Source organism: Pseudomonas sp. B6(2017) (assembly GCF_002112765.1).
Lineage (GTDB): Bacteria > Pseudomonadota > Gammaproteobacteria > Pseudomonadales > Pseudomonadaceae > Aquipseudomonas > Aquipseudomonas piscis.
The window spans coordinates 25,269-40,307 of sequence record NZ_NEIQ01000003.1 but is presented as its reverse complement, the minus strand read 5'-3'; the positions used below and the strand labels follow the sequence as shown (position 1 = coordinate 40,307).

Sequence of the window (15,039 nt, the reverse complement as noted above, 5' to 3'; positions counted from 1 at the left end):
TCAGATACTCCTCAGCATGCGCCACAGCGCGAGGCAGCCGACGATCTGCAGGCACACGGCGGTGATCAGCATCTTCTGCCCGGAGGGGTCATGCCACATGCCGAGCATGTAGCCGGGATTGGTGAACATGAAGTAACCCACCAACAGCAATGGCAAGGCGCCCAGGACCCAGGCGGTCATGCGGGTTTCCCCGGTCATCGCGCTCAGTTGCCGGGCTCCTTGCTCGCGCTCGCGGATCAACTTGATCAGGTTTTCCAGCAGCTCGCTGGCATTGCCGCCGTAGCGATGGTTGACCTTCAGGCCCAGGGCGAACATGCGCAGTTCGTCCTGATCGTAGAACTCGGCGAAGTCGCTGAGCGCTTCCGGCAGGTTGACCCCCAGCTGCACGTTGCGCTGCACCCGGCCCATGGCTTGCTTGAGCGGGTCGTTGCTCGACTCGATGGCCCCCAGGATCGCATCCGCCAGGGTCCGCCCAGACTTCAGGCTGCGCACGCTGTGGTCCAGCAAGGGCGGCAGCTGTTCGATCATGCGCCTGATCCGCCGCTGGTAGCGCCAGCTGACGTACAGGCGCAGCAGTATGGGTGGCCCCAGGACACCGCCCAGCAGGCCAAGCCAGTCGGCCAGCAGATAGCCCAGCAGCATGCACAGGGCCCAGGCTGCCAGCCACAATCCCAGGCGCTCTCCTGGCTGGCCCAGACCGGCGCGGACGAAGGTGCGTTCCAGGCCGGTCCAGGAGCTGGGGGGTGGTGCCTGGTCGGGCTGTCCTTCGGCCAGGCGGCTGAGCACCCGCTCGCGCTCGGTCTTGCGTACGCCGTGATAGAACATCCAGCCGGACAGTCCCAGCAAGAACAGGCAGATCAGGGTCAGCAGCAGCGCGATCATGGCTCACCCCCGGCGGTTCAGTTGAGGCCCAGCCCGATTTCCCGGCGCAGCTTGTCCCCGGCGGGGTTGAGCGCCTCGCGCAGGAAACCGAAGCCGGTGCGCCGATCCAGGCGGAACAGGGTATTGGTGACATAGATGTCGTCGCGGATGCCCACCACTTCCACCACCTCGCTGACGCAGCGGCGGCCGTCGGGCATGCGACTGAGCTGGATCACCACGTCCAGGGCCGCGCAGATCATCTGCCGCAGGGTGCGCTCGGCGACGTGGCGCCCAGTCAGGCCCACCAGGGTCTCCAGGCGCAGCAGGGCATCCTGGGCATTGTTGGCATGCACGGTGCTCATGGAGCCGTCGTGGCCAGTGTTCATCGCCGTCAGCACATCCAGCACCTCCACGCCGCGGATTTCGCCGAGGATGATGCGGTCCGGGCGCATCCGCAGGGCGTTGCGGATCAGGTCGCTGGCCTTGACCTCGCCATGGCCCTCGGCATTGGGCGGACGAGTTTCCAGGCGCACCACATGGGGGTGTCCCAGTTGCAGCTCGGCCACGTCCTCGATGGTCACCAGGCGTTCATGGGGATTGATCAACTGGCTGAGGATGTTCAGCAAGGTGGTCTTGCCGGTGCCGGTACCGCCGCTGATGAGGATGTTGCAGCGCTTGCCCACCGCGTCCTGGAGAAACTCGAAGATCGCCTGGTCGATGGTCTGCATGGCGATCAGGTCGCTGCTCTTGAGCATGTCCTTGCGAAACTTGCGGATCGACAGGCACGGGCCGTCCAGGGCGATCGGCGGAATGATCGCGTTGACCCGACTGCCGTCTGGCAGGCGTGCATCGACCATCGGCGAAGATTCGTCGAGGCGCCGGCCCAATGGCGCAAGGATCCGTTGCATCACGCGCTCCACGTGGTGCGCATCGATGAAGCGCAGGTCGCTCTGGTGCAGCACTCCGTCGCGTTCGACGAAGACCCGGTGCGGGCCGTTGACCAGGATCTCGGTCACCGCCGGATCGCGCAGCAGCACTTCCAGGGGGCCGAAGCCGGTCAGCTCATCGACGATCTCCTCCGCCAGGCGCTCCATTTCATAGCGGGAAATGGCCAGGTGCATGCGCGCGATGTATTCGGCCACCTTGTCGGTGACGAACTGCGAGAGGTTCTGCCGCGAGCTTTCCAGCAGGTTCTTTCCCGACTCCTCGATGGCATCGATGATGTAGCGATGCAGGACCAGCTTCAGGCCTTCGTGGTCGGCGTTGCCGCTGGCGCGGTTCGACGCGCCAAAGAGTTTTTCTCCGCTCATCGGCCCCCCATGATCCGGTTCAGCCAGCCGGCCTTGGGCTGGGGCAGGCCTTGGGAACGCTTGGCCAGGCGTTCACCCAGGGTCCGCAGGGCTTGTGTCAGTTGTTCGCGCGGGCCCAGTTCGAACAGGGTGACGCCCTGGTTCTTGGCGTTCAGGCGCAGCTCGGGGCTGAACGCCAGTACCGCGATCACTTCCAGGCCGAAGGTCTTGCCCAGGGTGTCGGAGTCCGGGGCGACCGAGCGCAGGTAGCGGTCCACCAACAGGCGCGCGTGCTCCAGCTTCATGCCTTTTTCCCGCCAGTGGTTGAGTACTTCCAGGTTGCGTCGGCAGTCGAGCACGTTCTGGTCGGTACACCACAGCAGCTTGTCGCAGTGGCTGACGAAGGTGCGCAGGGCCTCGCTGTCCGGTTGTCCCACCAGGTTCACCACGATGTGCTGGAAGTGCTGGCGCAGGGCGCTGAGCAGCATGTACAGCTCCGCCGCGCTGGTGTGTTCCAGGGGCTCGTCGTGGCTGGCGTAGGCGAGGATCCGCAACCCGGCCTCGGCGCTGGTGAAGGCGCTGTCGATCAGGGTGGTATCCAGGCGGCGCAGGTGGCGCAGGGCATCGCCGAAGTGGAACGAACTCTCCAGGCCCAGCAAGGCCAGGCTGTCGCCCCGGGGCAGTCCGAGATCCAGCAGCAGGGTCTGCTGGCCGCTCTTCTGCACCACCAATGCCAGATGCCCCGCCAGCAGCGCGCCGTCACCATCGCCCTGGGCGCCGTAGAGCACGGTCAGGCCGCCCAGCTGGGTGCTGGGGGTGACCGCCGGCAGGCGTTTGCTCAAGCGCCGAACCAGCCCGGCGACCTCGCTGGAGCGCGAGCCGTAGGCGACGAAATCGCGGGCCCCGGCGCGCATGGCGTTGAGCACCAGCTGGTTGTCCATGCCATCGCCCAGGGCGACGATCGCCAGCATCGGCTTGGCCTCCAGGGCGCCCTCGATCAGCGCCGCCTGGGCCACCACGTGCTCGCGGTCGAGGCCGACGAACACCAGGTTGGCGCAGGTCACGTCCACCAGCGCCAGCAACTCGTCCAGGCTGCCATCGGCGCCCACCACCTGGCCCAGGGGCGCCAGGGCGCCCTGCAGCCATTCCAGGTCGGTGCTGTTGCGGGTGATGGCGAGGAAGGTCTGGCTCAGGTTCTGGTTCTGGCTCATTGCGACAGCCCACTGCGTTTATCGAAGTTGCCGTTCTCGAGGAAGAACATGCGATAGAAATTCGGATCGTAGTTGCGCAAGCGTTCCCCTGGCAGGGCCGGCAGCTTGGCATCCACCGCCAGGGGTTGGACCAGATGCGGGGTGACCACCATCAGCAGTTCGCGTTCTTCGCGGCTGATGGAGTTGTCGCGAAAGAAGGCGCCGAGCACCGGCAGGTCGCCCAGCCCGGGAAACTTGTTGACCTGGGAGCTGTTGCGGGTGCTGATCAAGCCGCTGATGACGAAGCTCTCGCCGTCGGCCAGGGAGATGCTGGTATCGGTACGACGGATGGTCAGGGCCGGCACCCGAGTGCCGGCGATGGCCACGGAGTTGCTGTAGTCCAGCTCGCTGACCTCGGGGGCGACCTTCAGCGAGATGCGCCCGCGATCGACGATGGTGGGAGTCAGGGTCAGGCGGATGCCGAACTCCTTGTATTCGATGGTCACGCTGTTGCTGCCGGTGCTGGGTACCGGGATGGGGATTTCGCCCCCGGCGAGGAAACTCGCGCTCTGGCCATTGAGGGCCACCAGGCTCGGGCGGGCCAGGGTATAGGCGAAACCGCTGCCTTCCAGGGCGTTGATCAGGGTCAGCACCCGGCCGCCGCCGAAGCCGATGTTGAACGAGTCATTGTTCAGGGGAATGCTGCCGAAGACTGGCGTAGTGCTGCCGGAGGTGCCGCTGGTGACCGGGGCGGTGTTCGGCGAGCCGATCAGGAAATTGTGCCCGCGGCCGAACAGCGAGACGCTGGCCTCCTTGAGCTTGGTCCGGCTGACCTCGACGAAGCGGATATCGGTCTGCACCTGGCTGGGCAGCGGCGCATCAGCGCTGCTCGATACGCGGGCCGCCTGCATCTCGGCGCTGGCCCGGCCCTGGACGAACACCATGCTCTGGCGTGGAGTGCTGGAGCAGGCGGTCCAGACCATCAGGCTGGTGGCTCCAGGGCCCATGCCGGTGAGCAGAAAGGCCCGGTCGCCGGTGGCCTGGACGTCGGCGATCTTCGGGTCGCCCACTGCCAGCCGGGTGATCGCCACCGGCGATTGCAACTGCTGTTGCAGGCCTTCGCCGACTTCCAAGACCCCGGGCAACGGGGCCAGGCCCGAGCAGCCCGTTGCCGGAGCGGCCTGGACCGGATTCCAGAGCAGCTGGGCCAGGGCCAGCAGGGCGATGAAGGTGGGCGTGGAGCGACTGCGCATGTATTGCATCCTTGCTCGATCAGGGGGTCTGTTGGGTGACCTGGTTGCCACGGATCACCTCCACCGCCGGTCGTGGCGCGGTGCCTTGGGCGACCGGGCTGCGGGGAGCGCGGCCCAGGGCCAGTTGGGTGAACTGGAACAGGTTGCTGCTGGCGGCATCCAGATGCTCGACTGCCTCTTCGTTGCCGGCCCAGTAGTGGGCCAGGCGTTGCTCCTCGCTGCTGCGCACTGCCAGGCGCAGCACGCCGACCTGGGTGGCCAGCATCATCCGGCTCAGCAGTTGCTCGGGCACGGCCAGGACCACGGTGCGGGCGTTGATCCGGCGCTGATCCTGCTTGAGCCGTTCGTCGTTGCTCACGGCGCTGCCCGGTTGGCCGTCGTTGGTCAGCCCCAGTTGTTCGCCCACGGCCAACACGCGAATCGCCGGTACGGCGATCTGCGCCGACTGTTGCGGGTTGGCGCTGTCCTGGCGCAAGAACAGCAGGACGTCCACATAGTCGCCGGGGCTCATCTGGCCTGCTGCACCGATCACCTCGTCGACCGCTACCGCCAGTGCCCGCTCGTCGCTGTGGATCATCCGGGCCAGGGCGCCGCCGCTGGCGAAGCTCTGTTCGTTGAGCCAGGTGCCGGCGCTCAGCTGGCGCCATGGAGTACGGCCCACGGCCTGGTCGATGGCGCTCAGGCTGCCCGATGGGGCGGTGCGCAGTTTCTCCAGGGCCAGGTCGCTGGCGGCCAGGGGCACGAACGGCGGGACATCGTGTACCAGCACCACCACCGGCTGGCGCGTCTGGTCTTCGGCGGTGCTGGCAGTCTGCTCGACGACGGTGCTGGGAGTGGGTGGTTGCGCTGCGGCTGGAGCGGGTTCGGGTTGACGGCTGAGCACCAGGCCCCAGTACCCGAAAAACACCGCACCGACCAAAAGAAGTCCTGCCAGGCCCATAGTGACGCGACTGTTCATGAAGGCTCTCCCTTTCCTGCTGCACTACAGCCCGTGACAGCCCGTGATTCCAAACGAGTCGATTCGCAATCAGGCAGCTATGAACATGCAACTATTTCGCTATGTGAAGGTAGTTGAGCTAGGACGAAATGCCATTACCTGGTCAAAAAATAGCTGACAAAAGTACAACGCTCTCAACAGTGTCTGGGTTTCTGGCGTTTACTTTCCGATTAATACTTAGTGATTAATCCGTTCTTACAGTTGCTGGGCCCTGTTTTGTTGACAATGCTCAATTAGCACCGGGGAAATGGGTTCGGTGCGGTTCCATCGGCGCCGTCTGGCGCAAAGGAGAGCTAGGATGATCCTTCAATATTTGTTGCTCAGGGCGCGCCTGTTTTTTGACCGTACCGAAGGTGCCTCCGCCATTGAGTACGCAATCGTGGTGGCGATGGTCGCCGTGGTAGTGGTGGCATTCGTGACTCCGCTGGGTAACAAGGTACTCGCCATCTTCAACAACGTACTGACTACCCTCGGAGGCACTGCCGTTACCCGTCCCACACCGTGAGCCAGCGAGAATGCATGGCTGCGTTATGCAGCCGGGAGGTACCTGATGCTGCTTGAATATCTGCTGCTTCGCGCGCGACTGCTGCTGGCCCGTACCGAGGGCGCCTCGGCCATCGAATACGCGATCGTGGTGGCGATGGTCGCGGTGGTCGTGGTTGTATTCGTCACCCCAATGGGCGACCGGGTTCTGGCGATCTTCAACAACATCCTCACTGCCCTGGGAGGAACGGCGGTTACACGCCCCACACCTTGAGGCCTGCGACTGCAACAGCAGTGAAGGCCGTCGAACAGTCAGCTCAAGGCAGGATTCATGAACACTCCCTCCACCCCACGCCAGCAACTGCTTCTTGTGGATGACGAAGAAGACGCATTGATGGAACTCGCCGAGCTGCTGGAAGGCGAGGGTTTCACCTGCTTCACCGCCCTCTCGGTGAGGCTGGCCCTGGACCATCTCACCCGCCATCCGGACATCGCGCTGGTCATCACCGACCTGCGCATGCCCGAGGAGAGTGGCTTGTCGTTGATCAAGCGCTTGCGCGAGCACACCTCGCGCCAGCACCTGCCGGTCATCGTCATGTCGGGCCATGCCGACATGGACGATGTCAGCGACCTGCTGCGCCTGCAGGTCCTGGACCTGTTCCGCAAGCCGATCTACCACGTGCGCCTGCTGGAAACCCTCAACAACCTGTTTCCCGAGCCCCGACTGCACGTCGTCGGGCCCTGACTCCCTTGTCTCGCCAGGGGGCCCGGATTACCGGGGCCTTGGTGTGCTCGATATATGGCAAGGCGGCAAAAAAAGGCCCGCCGAAGCGGGCCACAAGTCACGCAACTGTTCGTTCAGAGCTGGTAGCTGAAGCTCAGGCTGTAGCGCGGCCGGCGGTTGTAGGTGTCCAGGGCTTCGTCGGACATGGGCTTGGCGGCTTCCACGGCGATGTTGTAGTGCTTGGTATCGCCAAAGCGCAGGCCCACGGCGGCCGACGACAGGCTGCTGCCCCTGACTGGCAGTTCGTTGAACCAGGTCTTGGAGCGATCCAGCACTACGTAGGGCTGCAGCACCCGGACCCAGGTTCCTTCGCGGTTGAAGCTGTAGTTGACCTCATAGGCCACGCCCCAGCCCTTGTCGCCGGTGGTCTGGTCATCAGGGTAGCCCCGGGCGAAGTTCTGGCCGCCGAAGCTGGCCCGTTCGCTGTCCGGCAAGTTGTCCCGGCTCCAGTACAGGGCGCCGGACAGCACGCCCTGCCAGTTGTCGAGGAAGCGATTGCTCTGCACGCCGGCCAGGCGCACACGGAAGAAGTCCAGGTCGTAGAGGGTGTTGTTGGTCTTGGCGCCCATGCTGTCGAGGCCGCGGTACAGGCCGGCGCTGAGGATCCGTAGCTGGCGTTGGTCCGACTTGCTCCAGTCGCCTTCCAATGCCAGGGCGCGAATGTCGGTCTTTTCTTCCACTGACAAAGGCAGGCCATTCACCCGATAGCGGGTCTTGTCGTTCACCGCGTACAGGCGTGTACCGAGGGTGAGCATTTCGTTGGGCGAGGCGATGAAAGGGTGGCTGACACCAATGGAGAACCGGTCGTTCTCTCGATGGGGCTCCAGCACCAGGCCGTTGCTGAGCAGGATGTCGCTATGCGGATCGGCACGGTAGCGCGCACCGTACAGGCTCAGCTGGGTGCCCTCCGAGCCCAGGAGCTGGTTGTAGTCCAGGCGGTAGTAGTGCTCCTTGTCCTTGCCTGGCGGGAATAGCCCGCTGAGGGTCAGCTGCTCGCCCCAGGTGGTCTGCGAGTTGCTGGTGATGCCCACCAGGGCCTGCATGCCATTGCGGTTGTCCTGGTTGCTGTTGAGGGTAGTGGTGATGGGTTTGCGGCTGGCTACGGCCACCAACCCGGTCGCACCGTCGGTGGTGCCCGGTGGTGGCACCACGGCTTGCAACGTCACCCCGGGCACCCGGCTCATCAGCGTGGTGTAGCGTTCGAAGGTCTTGCGGGTCAGCGGGCGCTCGGCCTTGAGCTTGGCCACCAGCTTGTCCAGGTAGGCCGACACCGGGCCGATGTCGCCCTGCAACTGGTAATCGCGGATGTATCCCTCCACCAGCACGATCCGCAAGGTGCCCTGGTCGAAGCGTTGCTGTGGAATGAAAGCGTAGGACAGCAGGTAGCCGTCGTCCTGGTAGCGCTTGGTGATGCTGCGCGTAGCCTCGATCAGTTGGTTGAAGCTGACCTCATGGCCGATCAGCGGCCGGTAGATGGCCGCCAGCTCTTCCAGAGGATAGACAGTGCCACCTTCGATCTGTAGCTGGCGCACGGTGAGCTTGGTGCCCATCTGCAGCGGTTGCTGGCCCTTGGGTACCGAGGGTTCTTCGGGAAGCTGCAGTTTCGGGCTGGCCGGGCGGTAAGCGTCCACCGGCAGGTTGGGGGTCGGCAGGTTGTTGATACTGTCGTTGTTGTTGAGAAAGCGCGGCAGGGAGTCGGCATAGGCGCTGGAGCAGCACCCTAGTAACAACAAGCTGGCCAACGTACGCATAGGACACTCCATGGTCGAATTGCGGTGATGCCAAGGTGCTCATGCCTGGTGGCCGTCGGCTACAGGCTCGGGGCGGCTCAGGAATGTCGTGCCCAGGATGAACAAAAAGGCGAGAGACCCATTTGAATCTCTCGCCTTCAACCAAGCGTAGGCGCTGTAGGTGGGGCCGTCGAATCGGCCAGGTGCAAATTATCGAGTGCCGCCCAAGGCGCCGGTGAGGCCTCCTACCACGCCGCCCAGGCCGCCGCTGGTGGTTCCGGTGGAGGCGCCGCCACTGGCGGAAGCCCCTACATTCAAGCCACCCAGCAGGCCACCGCTGGGAGCGGTACCGCCGTTGACCAGGCCGCCTGCCGCGGCCACGGTGCCTCCCACTGCGTTCAAGGTGCCACCCAGTGCCGTACCGACCTGGCCGGTGCCGGTGCTGCCGGCGAGGCTGGTGCCGACGTTGCTTACCGCGCCGCCCACCTGGTTCAGCAGGCCGGCGACCGGGGCTCCGGTGCCGGTGGCTGCACCCACTTGCTGGGTCAGGCCGCTGGCCGCGCTGGTGACTGGATTGAGTGCCGAGCCGACGCTGGCCCCGACACTGGCCAGTGGTGCGGTGACCGTCAGGTTGGGAGTGCCGCTGCCACCCAGGGCACCACCGACCGAGGCCACCAGGCCACCGGCGGAGGCACCGGTGACGCCGCCGGCACTGACGGTACCGTTGGTGTTGCCGGCGTTCAGGCCGTTGCTCAGGTTGGCCACGGCGCCGCCCACGGTCTCCAGCAGGCCGTTGTTGGGCCCAGTGCCACCATTACCCGTACCGCTTCCGGAGCCGGAGCTGGCCAGGTAGCCGCCGGCGGTGCCCACGCTGGCGCCAGTGTTGTTCAGGGCGGTACCCAGCAGGTTGGTCACCGGACTGCCGTTGCCGGCGCCGCTGACCTTGTCGCCGGTGCCGTCCACTGCCTGGGCCACGCCGTTGAGCAAGCCCTTGACCGGAGTCCCGAGGCCTGTGGTGCTGCCCAGTTTGCCGGTCAGGCCTTCGGCCATGCTGACCACCGGCACCAGGGCCTGGTTACCCAGGTTATCGGTCAGGGTGCCCAATGGGCCGCTGCTGGTGGTGGTGCTCAGGGTATTGCCGAGCATCGTCACTCGGGCGCCGACACTGCCAAGCGTCGGGGCGACCCGAGTCACCACGCCGCCGACTACCGGCACGCTCTGGGTGCTGGTGGCCAGCTTGCCACTCAGATTGGTGACCCCGGTACCGACGTCGCTGACTACATTGCCGACGGTGGCGGTGGTCTTGCTCAGGGCCTTGGGATCGGTACCCAGCTTGCCCAGGCCATCGGTCAGGCCATCGCCCACGGTATCCACCACGTTGCCGGTGGTATTGACCGCACTTTGCACCACGCCGCCGACTACGGGGGTGCCGCTCAGCGAGTCGCCCAGGCCGCTGACTCCGGTGCCGACACCGCTGATGGTGGTGCCCAGGTCCGATACCAGGCTGCTGGTGGTCAGGGGGGTGCCGGTGCTGCCTGTTCCACCCGTCCCGCCTGTACCTCCGGTTCCACCGGTGCCGCCTGTTCCGCCAGTTCCACCGCCAGTGCCGCCGGTGCCACCACCAGTTCCACCGCCCGTTCCGCCGGTACCACCGGTTCCGCCACCAGTGCCACCGCCTGTTCCGCCGGTACCACCGGTTCCACCACCAGTGCCACCGCCTGTTCCGCCTGTACCACCGGTTCCACCGCCAGTGCCACCGCCCGTTCCGTCGGTGCCACCAGTGCCGCTGTCGGTACTGGCGGGCGATGAAGAACTGCTGCCACTCTTGTGGCCGCCACCACCACCGCTGCAGCCGGCCAGGCTGAGGGTCAGGATCATGGTCAGGGCCGTTAACGTCTTCCATCCGGATTGAGTGTTCATGAGAGTTGTTCCTTGCACCTGTTACAACGTCTGTTGTTTTCGATGGCTCGCCAGTTCTGCTGCTGGAGATGTCGTCGTCCGTTGTCCAGATGAAAGTCGCGAAGGGAACTTCGAACAATTATGAAGTTGGTATTAATGACTTATTTTTCGGCTGCCAGATGCTTATAAATGAATAGCCTGAAAGTATTGAAAGAGTCTGCGTGTATTTAAGAAAGGCTATCTAAAACAACAAGTAATGAGCTTGCCGGGTAGCGCCGCTGGTGGTCCTCGACCAAAGTTATATACATACAATTAATAGGGCGAAATGCTTGGCTGCAGCGTTGGCTGGCCCGTGTTGTCAGCCGAGGCACTGGCTTATACTGCGCGCCTTAATTTTTGCGGGAGCTTTTGATGCTGACTCCAGTCTGGTGGCTACTGTGCCTGCCGTTCGTTGCCGGTGCCCTGATTGCCTTGCAAGCCGGGGTCAATGGCCAGTTGGCCAAGCAGGTCGGTAGTGTGTTCGTCGCGGCGATGATTTCCTTCTTCGTCGGCACCATGGCGTTGCTGCTCCTGGTGTTGATACAGCGCGAGACGCCATCGTTGAGCGCCCTCAAGGGGCTGACCTGGTGGCATTGGTGCGGGGGCTTGATGGGAGCGTTCTTCATCACCGTCGCAGCGTTCGCCGGGCCGCGCATTGGCGCCTTGCTGTTCATGACGCTGGTGCTGGCCGGCCAGTTGAGCATGGCCCTGGCCCTGGATCACTTCGGTTGGGCCGGGTTTCGCGAGGCGCCGATCAGCCTCGGCAAGATGGCCGGATTGCTGCTGATCATCCTTGGCGTCGTGCTGATTCGTCGAGGGTGACGACGCTCAGGGCAGTGGTTGCCAGTCTCCTTGCATATGTTGCAGTCCACCCTTGCCCAGCAGCTGCAAGTCGCCGCTGGAGCCGGCGGCGCTGGCCAGCAGGCGGACTTCGCCGGGTAGCAGCACCGGCTTGGCGAAGCGCACCGTGATCTGCACGCCCGCCGTGGGCAGGTGCTGCTCCAGCGCCGCCAGGGTCCGGGCCTTGCTCCACAGGCCATGGGCGATGGCCTGGGGAAAACCGAACAGTCGTGCGCTCCAGGCGCTCAGGTGGATCGGGTTGTAGTCGCCCGACACCTTGGCATAGCGCCGGCCGATATCGCTCTCTGCCCGCCAGTTGGCCACGGCCTCCAGGCCTGGGCCTGGCTCACGTTCGGCAGGGGTTGGCGCTGGCCCGGAAGCGGCCAGCTTGACCCCGCGACAAAGCATCTCGCTGCGGGCTTCCCAGAGCGGCCCCAGCAGGTCGTCGATGCTGGTCACCAGGTCGAAGGTCGCGCCCTTGGCGTGTGCGCGCAGGTTACCCACCCGGACCCCGACCCGCACGCTGCTGACGTTACCCATGGGTCGTAGCACGCGGATCCGGTTGCCCAGGTGCACCAGCCCCAGCAAGGGAAAGGGGAAGTCGCTGGCGGTCAGCAGTTGCATCTGCAGCGGGAACGCCAGCACATGGGGGTAGGTGACGGGCAGCAGGCCGTTGTCGGTAAACCCGCAGACCTTGCGGTAGGCCGCCAGTTGCCCGGGGTCGAGGCTGATCAAGCAACGCAGGCCCTGGTCGGGCAAGTGCGTGCCGCTGATCTTGCGCCGCAATGCGGCCTTGAGAAACAGCTTCGGCAGCGGCGCGGGGATGTTCAGCTCGTGCCAGTGTCCTGTCATCTTCACGCTCCCAGCACGCTTTGACCGCAGACCCGCAGGGCCTGCCCGCTGACCGCGCCGCTCCCGGGCTGGGCGAGCCAGGCCACGGCTTCGGCGACATCCTGGGGCAGGCCGCCCTGGCCCAGGGAACTCATGCGTCGCCCGGCTTCGCGCAAGGCGAAGGGTACGCTGGCGGTCATCCTGGTCTCGATGAACCCCGGGGCCACGGCATTGATGCTGATGTCCCGGGCCTTGAGCCGTGGCGCCCAGGCCTGGGCCAGGCCGATCAGCCCCGCCTTGCTGGCGGCGTAGTTGGTCTGGCCGCGGTTGCCGGCGATACCACTGATGGAGGCCAGCAGGATCACCCGGCCGTGCTCGTGCAGGCACTGGCTGTCCAGCAGCGCCTGGGTCAGTACCTGCGGTGCTCCGAGATTGACCGCCAGCACCGCATCCCAGTATTCCGGGGTCATGTTGGCCAGGGTCTTGTCCCGGGTGATGCCGGCGTTATGCACCAGGATGTCGAGGCCCCGGGGCAACTGTTCGAGCAACCTTGGCGCTGCGTCTTCGGCGCAGATATCCAGGCTGATGGCCTGCCCGCCAAGGCGTGCGGCCAAGGCCTCGAGGTCGGCCTGGGCCTGGGGAACGTCGAGCAACAGCACCTGGGCGCCATCCCGGGCCAGGGTCTCGGCGATGGCCGCGCCGATGCCCCGTGCCGCTCCGGTGACCAGGGCCTTGCGCCCGGCCAGGGGCCGGCTCCAGTCCCGGACCTGGGCGGTGCAGGGCTGCAGGTGCAGCACCTGGCCGGAAACGAAGGCGCTCTTGGGCGAGAGGAAGAAGCGCAATGCGCCTTCCAGCTGGTCTTCGGCCCCGGCCTCCACATACAGCAGTTGCAGGGTGGCGCCGTTGCGCAACTCCTTGGCCAGGGAACGGCTGAAGCCTTCCAGGGCTCGCTGGGCACTGGCGGCGAAGGGCGCGTCGAGGCTTTGCGGCGGACGTCCGAGCAGCACCAGGTGAGCACTGGGCGCCAGGTTGCGCAGCAGCGGCTGGAAGAATTCGCGCAATTGCTTGAGCTGGTCGATCTGCAGTAGTTCGCTGGCGTCGAACACCACGGCCTTGAGCCTGGGGCCATGTCCGGGAATCCAGGGGCTGGCCAGGGCCGGGTCGCTGCCATAGCTGTAGATCGCATCGGTCAGGCGTGGCGCGAGGTCCGCCACCTGTCGCGCCAGGGGGCCGCCGCCGATCAGCAAGGCACCTTCGATGGGCCGCAAGCGGCCAGCCTGCCAGCGCTCCAGGCGCGTCGGCGAGGGCAGGCCAAGGGCCCCGACCAGGCGCTGGCCGATGCCCGAGTTGGCGAAGTCGATATAACGGTCGGACATGGAACGCACTCCGCAGGTTGGGGTTCAAAGTGTGGACCACGAATGGCTTCGGGTCGTTCGATCAGGGGTTCTCCTTGCAGGGCCGAGCAGGCGCCGGATGAGAACCTACGCTGGTGGAGGAGATACCCACCGCAGTCGCATTCACCGAACAGGGAGCTTTCCATGACACAACTGCGTCGCGTCGCGATCATCGGCGGCAACCGTATCCCCTTCGCCCGTTCCAACGGCGCCTACGCCACCGCCAGCAACCAGGCCATGCTCACCGCTGCCCTCGAGGGCCTGATCGAGCGCTACAACCTGCATGGGTTGCGCATCGGCGAGGTGGCGGCCGGAGCGGTGCTCAAGCAGTCCCGGGATTTCAACCTGACCCGTGAATGCGTGCTGGGCTCGCGGCTGTCGCCCGCCACCCCGGCCTATGACATCCAGCAGGCCTGCGGCACGGGCCTGGAAGCGGTGCTGCTGGTGGCCAACAAGATCGCCCTGGGGCAGATCGACTGCGGCATCGCCGGTGGTGTCGACACCACTTCGGATGCGCCGATCGGGGTCAACGAAGGGCTGCGCAAGATCCTGCTCCAGGCCAACCGGGCCAAGGGCCTGGGTGACAAGCTCAAGGTCTTGTCCCAGGTGCGCCCGCGCCACCTCAAGCCGGAGCTGCCGCGCAACGGCGAGCCGCGTACCGGCTTGTCCATGGGCGAGCATTGCGAGCAGATGGCCAAGACCTGGGACATTCCCCGGGACGCGCAAGACCAGCTGGCCCTGGACAGCCACCTGCACATGGCCGCCGCCTATGCCGAGGGCTGGCACGATGACCTGCTGACGCCATTCCTCGGCCTGACCCGGGACAACAACCTGCGCCCGGACCTGACCCTGGACAAGCTCGCCGGACTCAAGCCGGCGTTCGACCGCGGCGGCCAGGGCACCCTCACTGCCGGCAACTCGACGCCCCTGACCGATGGCGCCTCCCTGGTGTTGCTGGGCAGCGAGCAATGGGCCCGGGAGCGTGGCCTGCCGATCCTGGCCTACCTGCGTGACGGCGAGGCGGCGGCGGTGGACTTCGTCCATGGCGCCGAAGGCTTGCTGATGGCTCCGGTGTATGCCGTGCCACGCCTTCTGGCGCGCAACGGCTTGAGCCTGCAGGACTTCGACTACTACGAGATCCACGAAGCCTTCGCCGCCCAGGTGCTGTGCACCCTCAAGGCCTGGCAAGACCCGCAGTACTGCAAGTCGCGCCTGGGCCTGGAGGCGCCCCTGGGGGCGATCGATCGTTCGCGACTCAATATCAAGGGCAGTTCACTGGCGGCGGGACATCCTTTCGCCGCCACCGGCGGGCGCATAGTCGCCAACCTGGCCAAGCTGTTGAGCGTGGCCGGGCAGGGGCGTGGGTTGATCTCGATCTGTGCCGCGGGCGGGCAGGGCGTGACGGCCATCGTCGAGCGCTGACGGCTCCGGCCAGGCGAGGGGCATTCC

Annotated in this window: 14 protein-coding genes; 5 read left to right on the top strand and 9 right to left on the bottom strand. The window is 65.5% G+C overall.

The features are described 5' to 3' along the window. The 5 genes from CAG11_RS05780 to cpaB are packed head-to-tail and all read right to left on the bottom strand — an operon-like array spanning position 1 to position 5,551. Entirely contained in the window at positions 1-882 is an 882-nt protein-coding gene (locus CAG11_RS05780; protein WP_085595336.1) for a type II secretion system F family protein, read from the bottom strand. Positions 883-899: 17 nt separating this feature from the next. Continuing rightward, a complete protein-coding gene (locus CAG11_RS05775; RefSeq protein WP_053132208.1) occupies positions 900-2,171 on the bottom strand; it encodes a CpaF family protein in 1,272 nt (423 codons plus the stop codon). Then, positions 2,168-3,361, bottom strand: coding sequence for a protein TadZ (locus tag CAG11_RS05770; RefSeq protein ID WP_022642087.1), 1,194 nt, complete (start codon positions 3,359-3,361; stop codon positions 2,168-2,170). Before CAG11_RS05770 ends, CAG11_RS05775 begins: the two co-directional genes overlap by 4 nt. Beyond that, positions 3,358-4,593 carry a type II and III secretion system protein family protein gene (locus tag CAG11_RS05765; RefSeq protein WP_085595334.1) on the bottom strand — a complete coding sequence of 412 codons (1,236 nt, stop codon included), beginning with the start codon at positions 4,591-4,593 and terminating at the stop codon, positions 3,358-3,360. Before CAG11_RS05765 ends, CAG11_RS05770 begins: the two co-directional genes overlap by 4 nt. Before the next feature lie 19 nt (positions 4,594-4,612). After that, positions 4,613-5,551, bottom strand: a complete 939-nt coding sequence (cpaB, locus tag CAG11_RS05760) for a Flp pilus assembly protein CpaB (protein WP_085595332.1) — start codon at positions 5,549-5,551, stop codon at positions 4,613-4,615. Between the two features lie 337 nt (positions 5,552-5,888). Here cpaB and CAG11_RS05755 point away from each other — a divergent pair, with 337 nt between their 5' ends. The 3 genes from CAG11_RS05755 to CAG11_RS05745 are packed head-to-tail and all read left to right on the top strand — an operon-like array spanning position 5,889 to position 6,818. Beyond that, on the top strand, positions 5,889-6,095 hold the full coding sequence (locus tag CAG11_RS05755) for a Flp family type IVb pilin (protein ID WP_085595330.1): 207 nt from the start codon (positions 5,889-5,891) through the stop codon (positions 6,093-6,095). 45 nt (positions 6,096-6,140) lie between these two features. Then, positions 6,141-6,347, top strand: coding sequence for a Flp family type IVb pilin (locus CAG11_RS05750; protein ID WP_085595328.1), 207 nt, complete (start codon positions 6,141-6,143; stop codon positions 6,345-6,347). Between the two features lie 57 nt (positions 6,348-6,404). Next, on the top strand, positions 6,405-6,818 hold the full coding sequence (locus CAG11_RS05745) for a response regulator (protein WP_085595326.1): 414 nt from the start codon (positions 6,405-6,407) through the stop codon (positions 6,816-6,818). A 113-nt stretch (positions 6,819-6,931) separates the two neighbouring features. Here the strand turns inward: CAG11_RS05745 and CAG11_RS05740 are convergent, their stop codons facing one another. Together CAG11_RS05740 and CAG11_RS05735 are read right to left on the bottom strand one after the other, a co-directional pair. Beyond that, on the bottom strand, positions 6,932-8,608 hold the full coding sequence (locus tag CAG11_RS05740) for a ShlB/FhaC/HecB family hemolysin secretion/activation protein (protein ID WP_085595324.1): 1,677 nt from the start codon (positions 8,606-8,608) through the stop codon (positions 6,932-6,934). Positions 8,609-8,797: 189 nt separating this feature from the next. After that, complete coding sequence (locus CAG11_RS05735; protein ID WP_085595322.1) at positions 8,798-10,507, bottom strand: collagen-like triple helix repeat-containing protein; 1,710 nt, start codon at positions 10,505-10,507, stop codon at positions 8,798-8,800. 390 nt (positions 10,508-10,897) lie between these two features. On the opposite strand from CAG11_RS05735, the gene CAG11_RS05730 reads away from it, so the two are divergent. Next, entirely contained in the window at positions 10,898-11,347 is a 450-nt protein-coding gene (locus tag CAG11_RS05730) for a DMT family transporter (protein ID WP_022642095.1), read from the top strand. A gap of 6 nt (positions 11,348-11,353) precedes the next feature. Here the strand turns inward: CAG11_RS05730 and CAG11_RS05725 are convergent, their stop codons facing one another. Both CAG11_RS05725 and CAG11_RS05720 read right to left on the bottom strand, forming a co-directional pair. Then, on the bottom strand, positions 11,354-12,217 hold the full coding sequence (locus CAG11_RS05725) for a MaoC/PaaZ C-terminal domain-containing protein (RefSeq protein ID WP_085595320.1): 864 nt from the start codon (positions 12,215-12,217) through the stop codon (positions 11,354-11,356). A gap of 2 nt (positions 12,218-12,219) precedes the next feature. Next, positions 12,220-13,572: a 3-oxoacyl-ACP reductase gene (locus tag CAG11_RS05720; protein WP_085595318.1), complete on the bottom strand. Its 1,353-nt coding sequence runs from the start codon at positions 13,570-13,572 to the stop codon at positions 12,220-12,222. A gap of 162 nt (positions 13,573-13,734) precedes the next feature. Between CAG11_RS05720 and CAG11_RS05715 the strand changes: the two genes are divergently transcribed. Further along, positions 13,735-15,012: an acetyl-CoA C-acetyltransferase gene (locus tag CAG11_RS05715; RefSeq protein WP_085595316.1), complete on the top strand. Its 1,278-nt coding sequence runs from the start codon at positions 13,735-13,737 to the stop codon at positions 15,010-15,012. Positions 15,013-15,039: the final 27 nt, after the last annotated feature.

Bases quoted from the DNA above. Each gene is read 5' to 3' on its own strand.
- CAG11_RS05780 (WP_085595336.1), bottom strand. From the start codon at position 882: ATGATCGCGCTGCTGCTGACCCTGATCTGCCTGTTCTTGCTGGGACTG.
- CAG11_RS05775 (WP_053132208.1), bottom strand. From the start codon at position 2,171: ATGAGCGGAGAAAAACTCTTTGGCGCGTCGAACCGCGCCAGCGGCAAC.
- CAG11_RS05770 (WP_022642087.1), bottom strand. From the start codon at position 3,361: ATGAGCCAGAACCAGAACCTGAGCCAGACCTTCCTCGCCATCACCCGC.
- CAG11_RS05765 (WP_085595334.1), bottom strand. From the start codon at position 4,593: ATGCGCAGTCGCTCCACGCCCACCTTCATCGCCCTGCTGGCCCTGGCC.
- cpaB (WP_085595332.1), bottom strand. From the start codon at position 5,551: ATGAACAGTCGCGTCACTATGGGCCTGGCAGGACTTCTTTTGGTCGGT.
- CAG11_RS05755 (WP_085595330.1), top strand. From the start codon at position 5,889: ATGATCCTTCAATATTTGTTGCTCAGGGCGCGCCTGTTTTTTGACCGT.
- CAG11_RS05750 (WP_085595328.1), top strand. From the start codon at position 6,141: ATGCTGCTTGAATATCTGCTGCTTCGCGCGCGACTGCTGCTGGCCCGT.
- CAG11_RS05745 (WP_085595326.1), top strand. From the start codon at position 6,405: ATGAACACTCCCTCCACCCCACGCCAGCAACTGCTTCTTGTGGATGAC.
- CAG11_RS05740 (WP_085595324.1), bottom strand. From the start codon at position 8,608: ATGCGTACGTTGGCCAGCTTGTTGTTACTAGGGTGCTGCTCCAGCGCC.
- CAG11_RS05735 (WP_085595322.1), bottom strand. From the start codon at position 10,507: ATGAACACTCAATCCGGATGGAAGACGTTAACGGCCCTGACCATGATC.
- CAG11_RS05730 (WP_022642095.1), top strand. From the start codon at position 10,898: ATGCTGACTCCAGTCTGGTGGCTACTGTGCCTGCCGTTCGTTGCCGGT.
- CAG11_RS05725 (WP_085595320.1), bottom strand. From the start codon at position 12,217: ATGACAGGACACTGGCACGAGCTGAACATCCCCGCGCCGCTGCCGAAG.
- CAG11_RS05720 (WP_085595318.1), bottom strand. From the start codon at position 13,572: ATGTCCGACCGTTATATCGACTTCGCCAACTCGGGCATCGGCCAGCGC.
- CAG11_RS05715 (WP_085595316.1), top strand. From the start codon at position 13,735: ATGACACAACTGCGTCGCGTCGCGATCATCGGCGGCAACCGTATCCCC.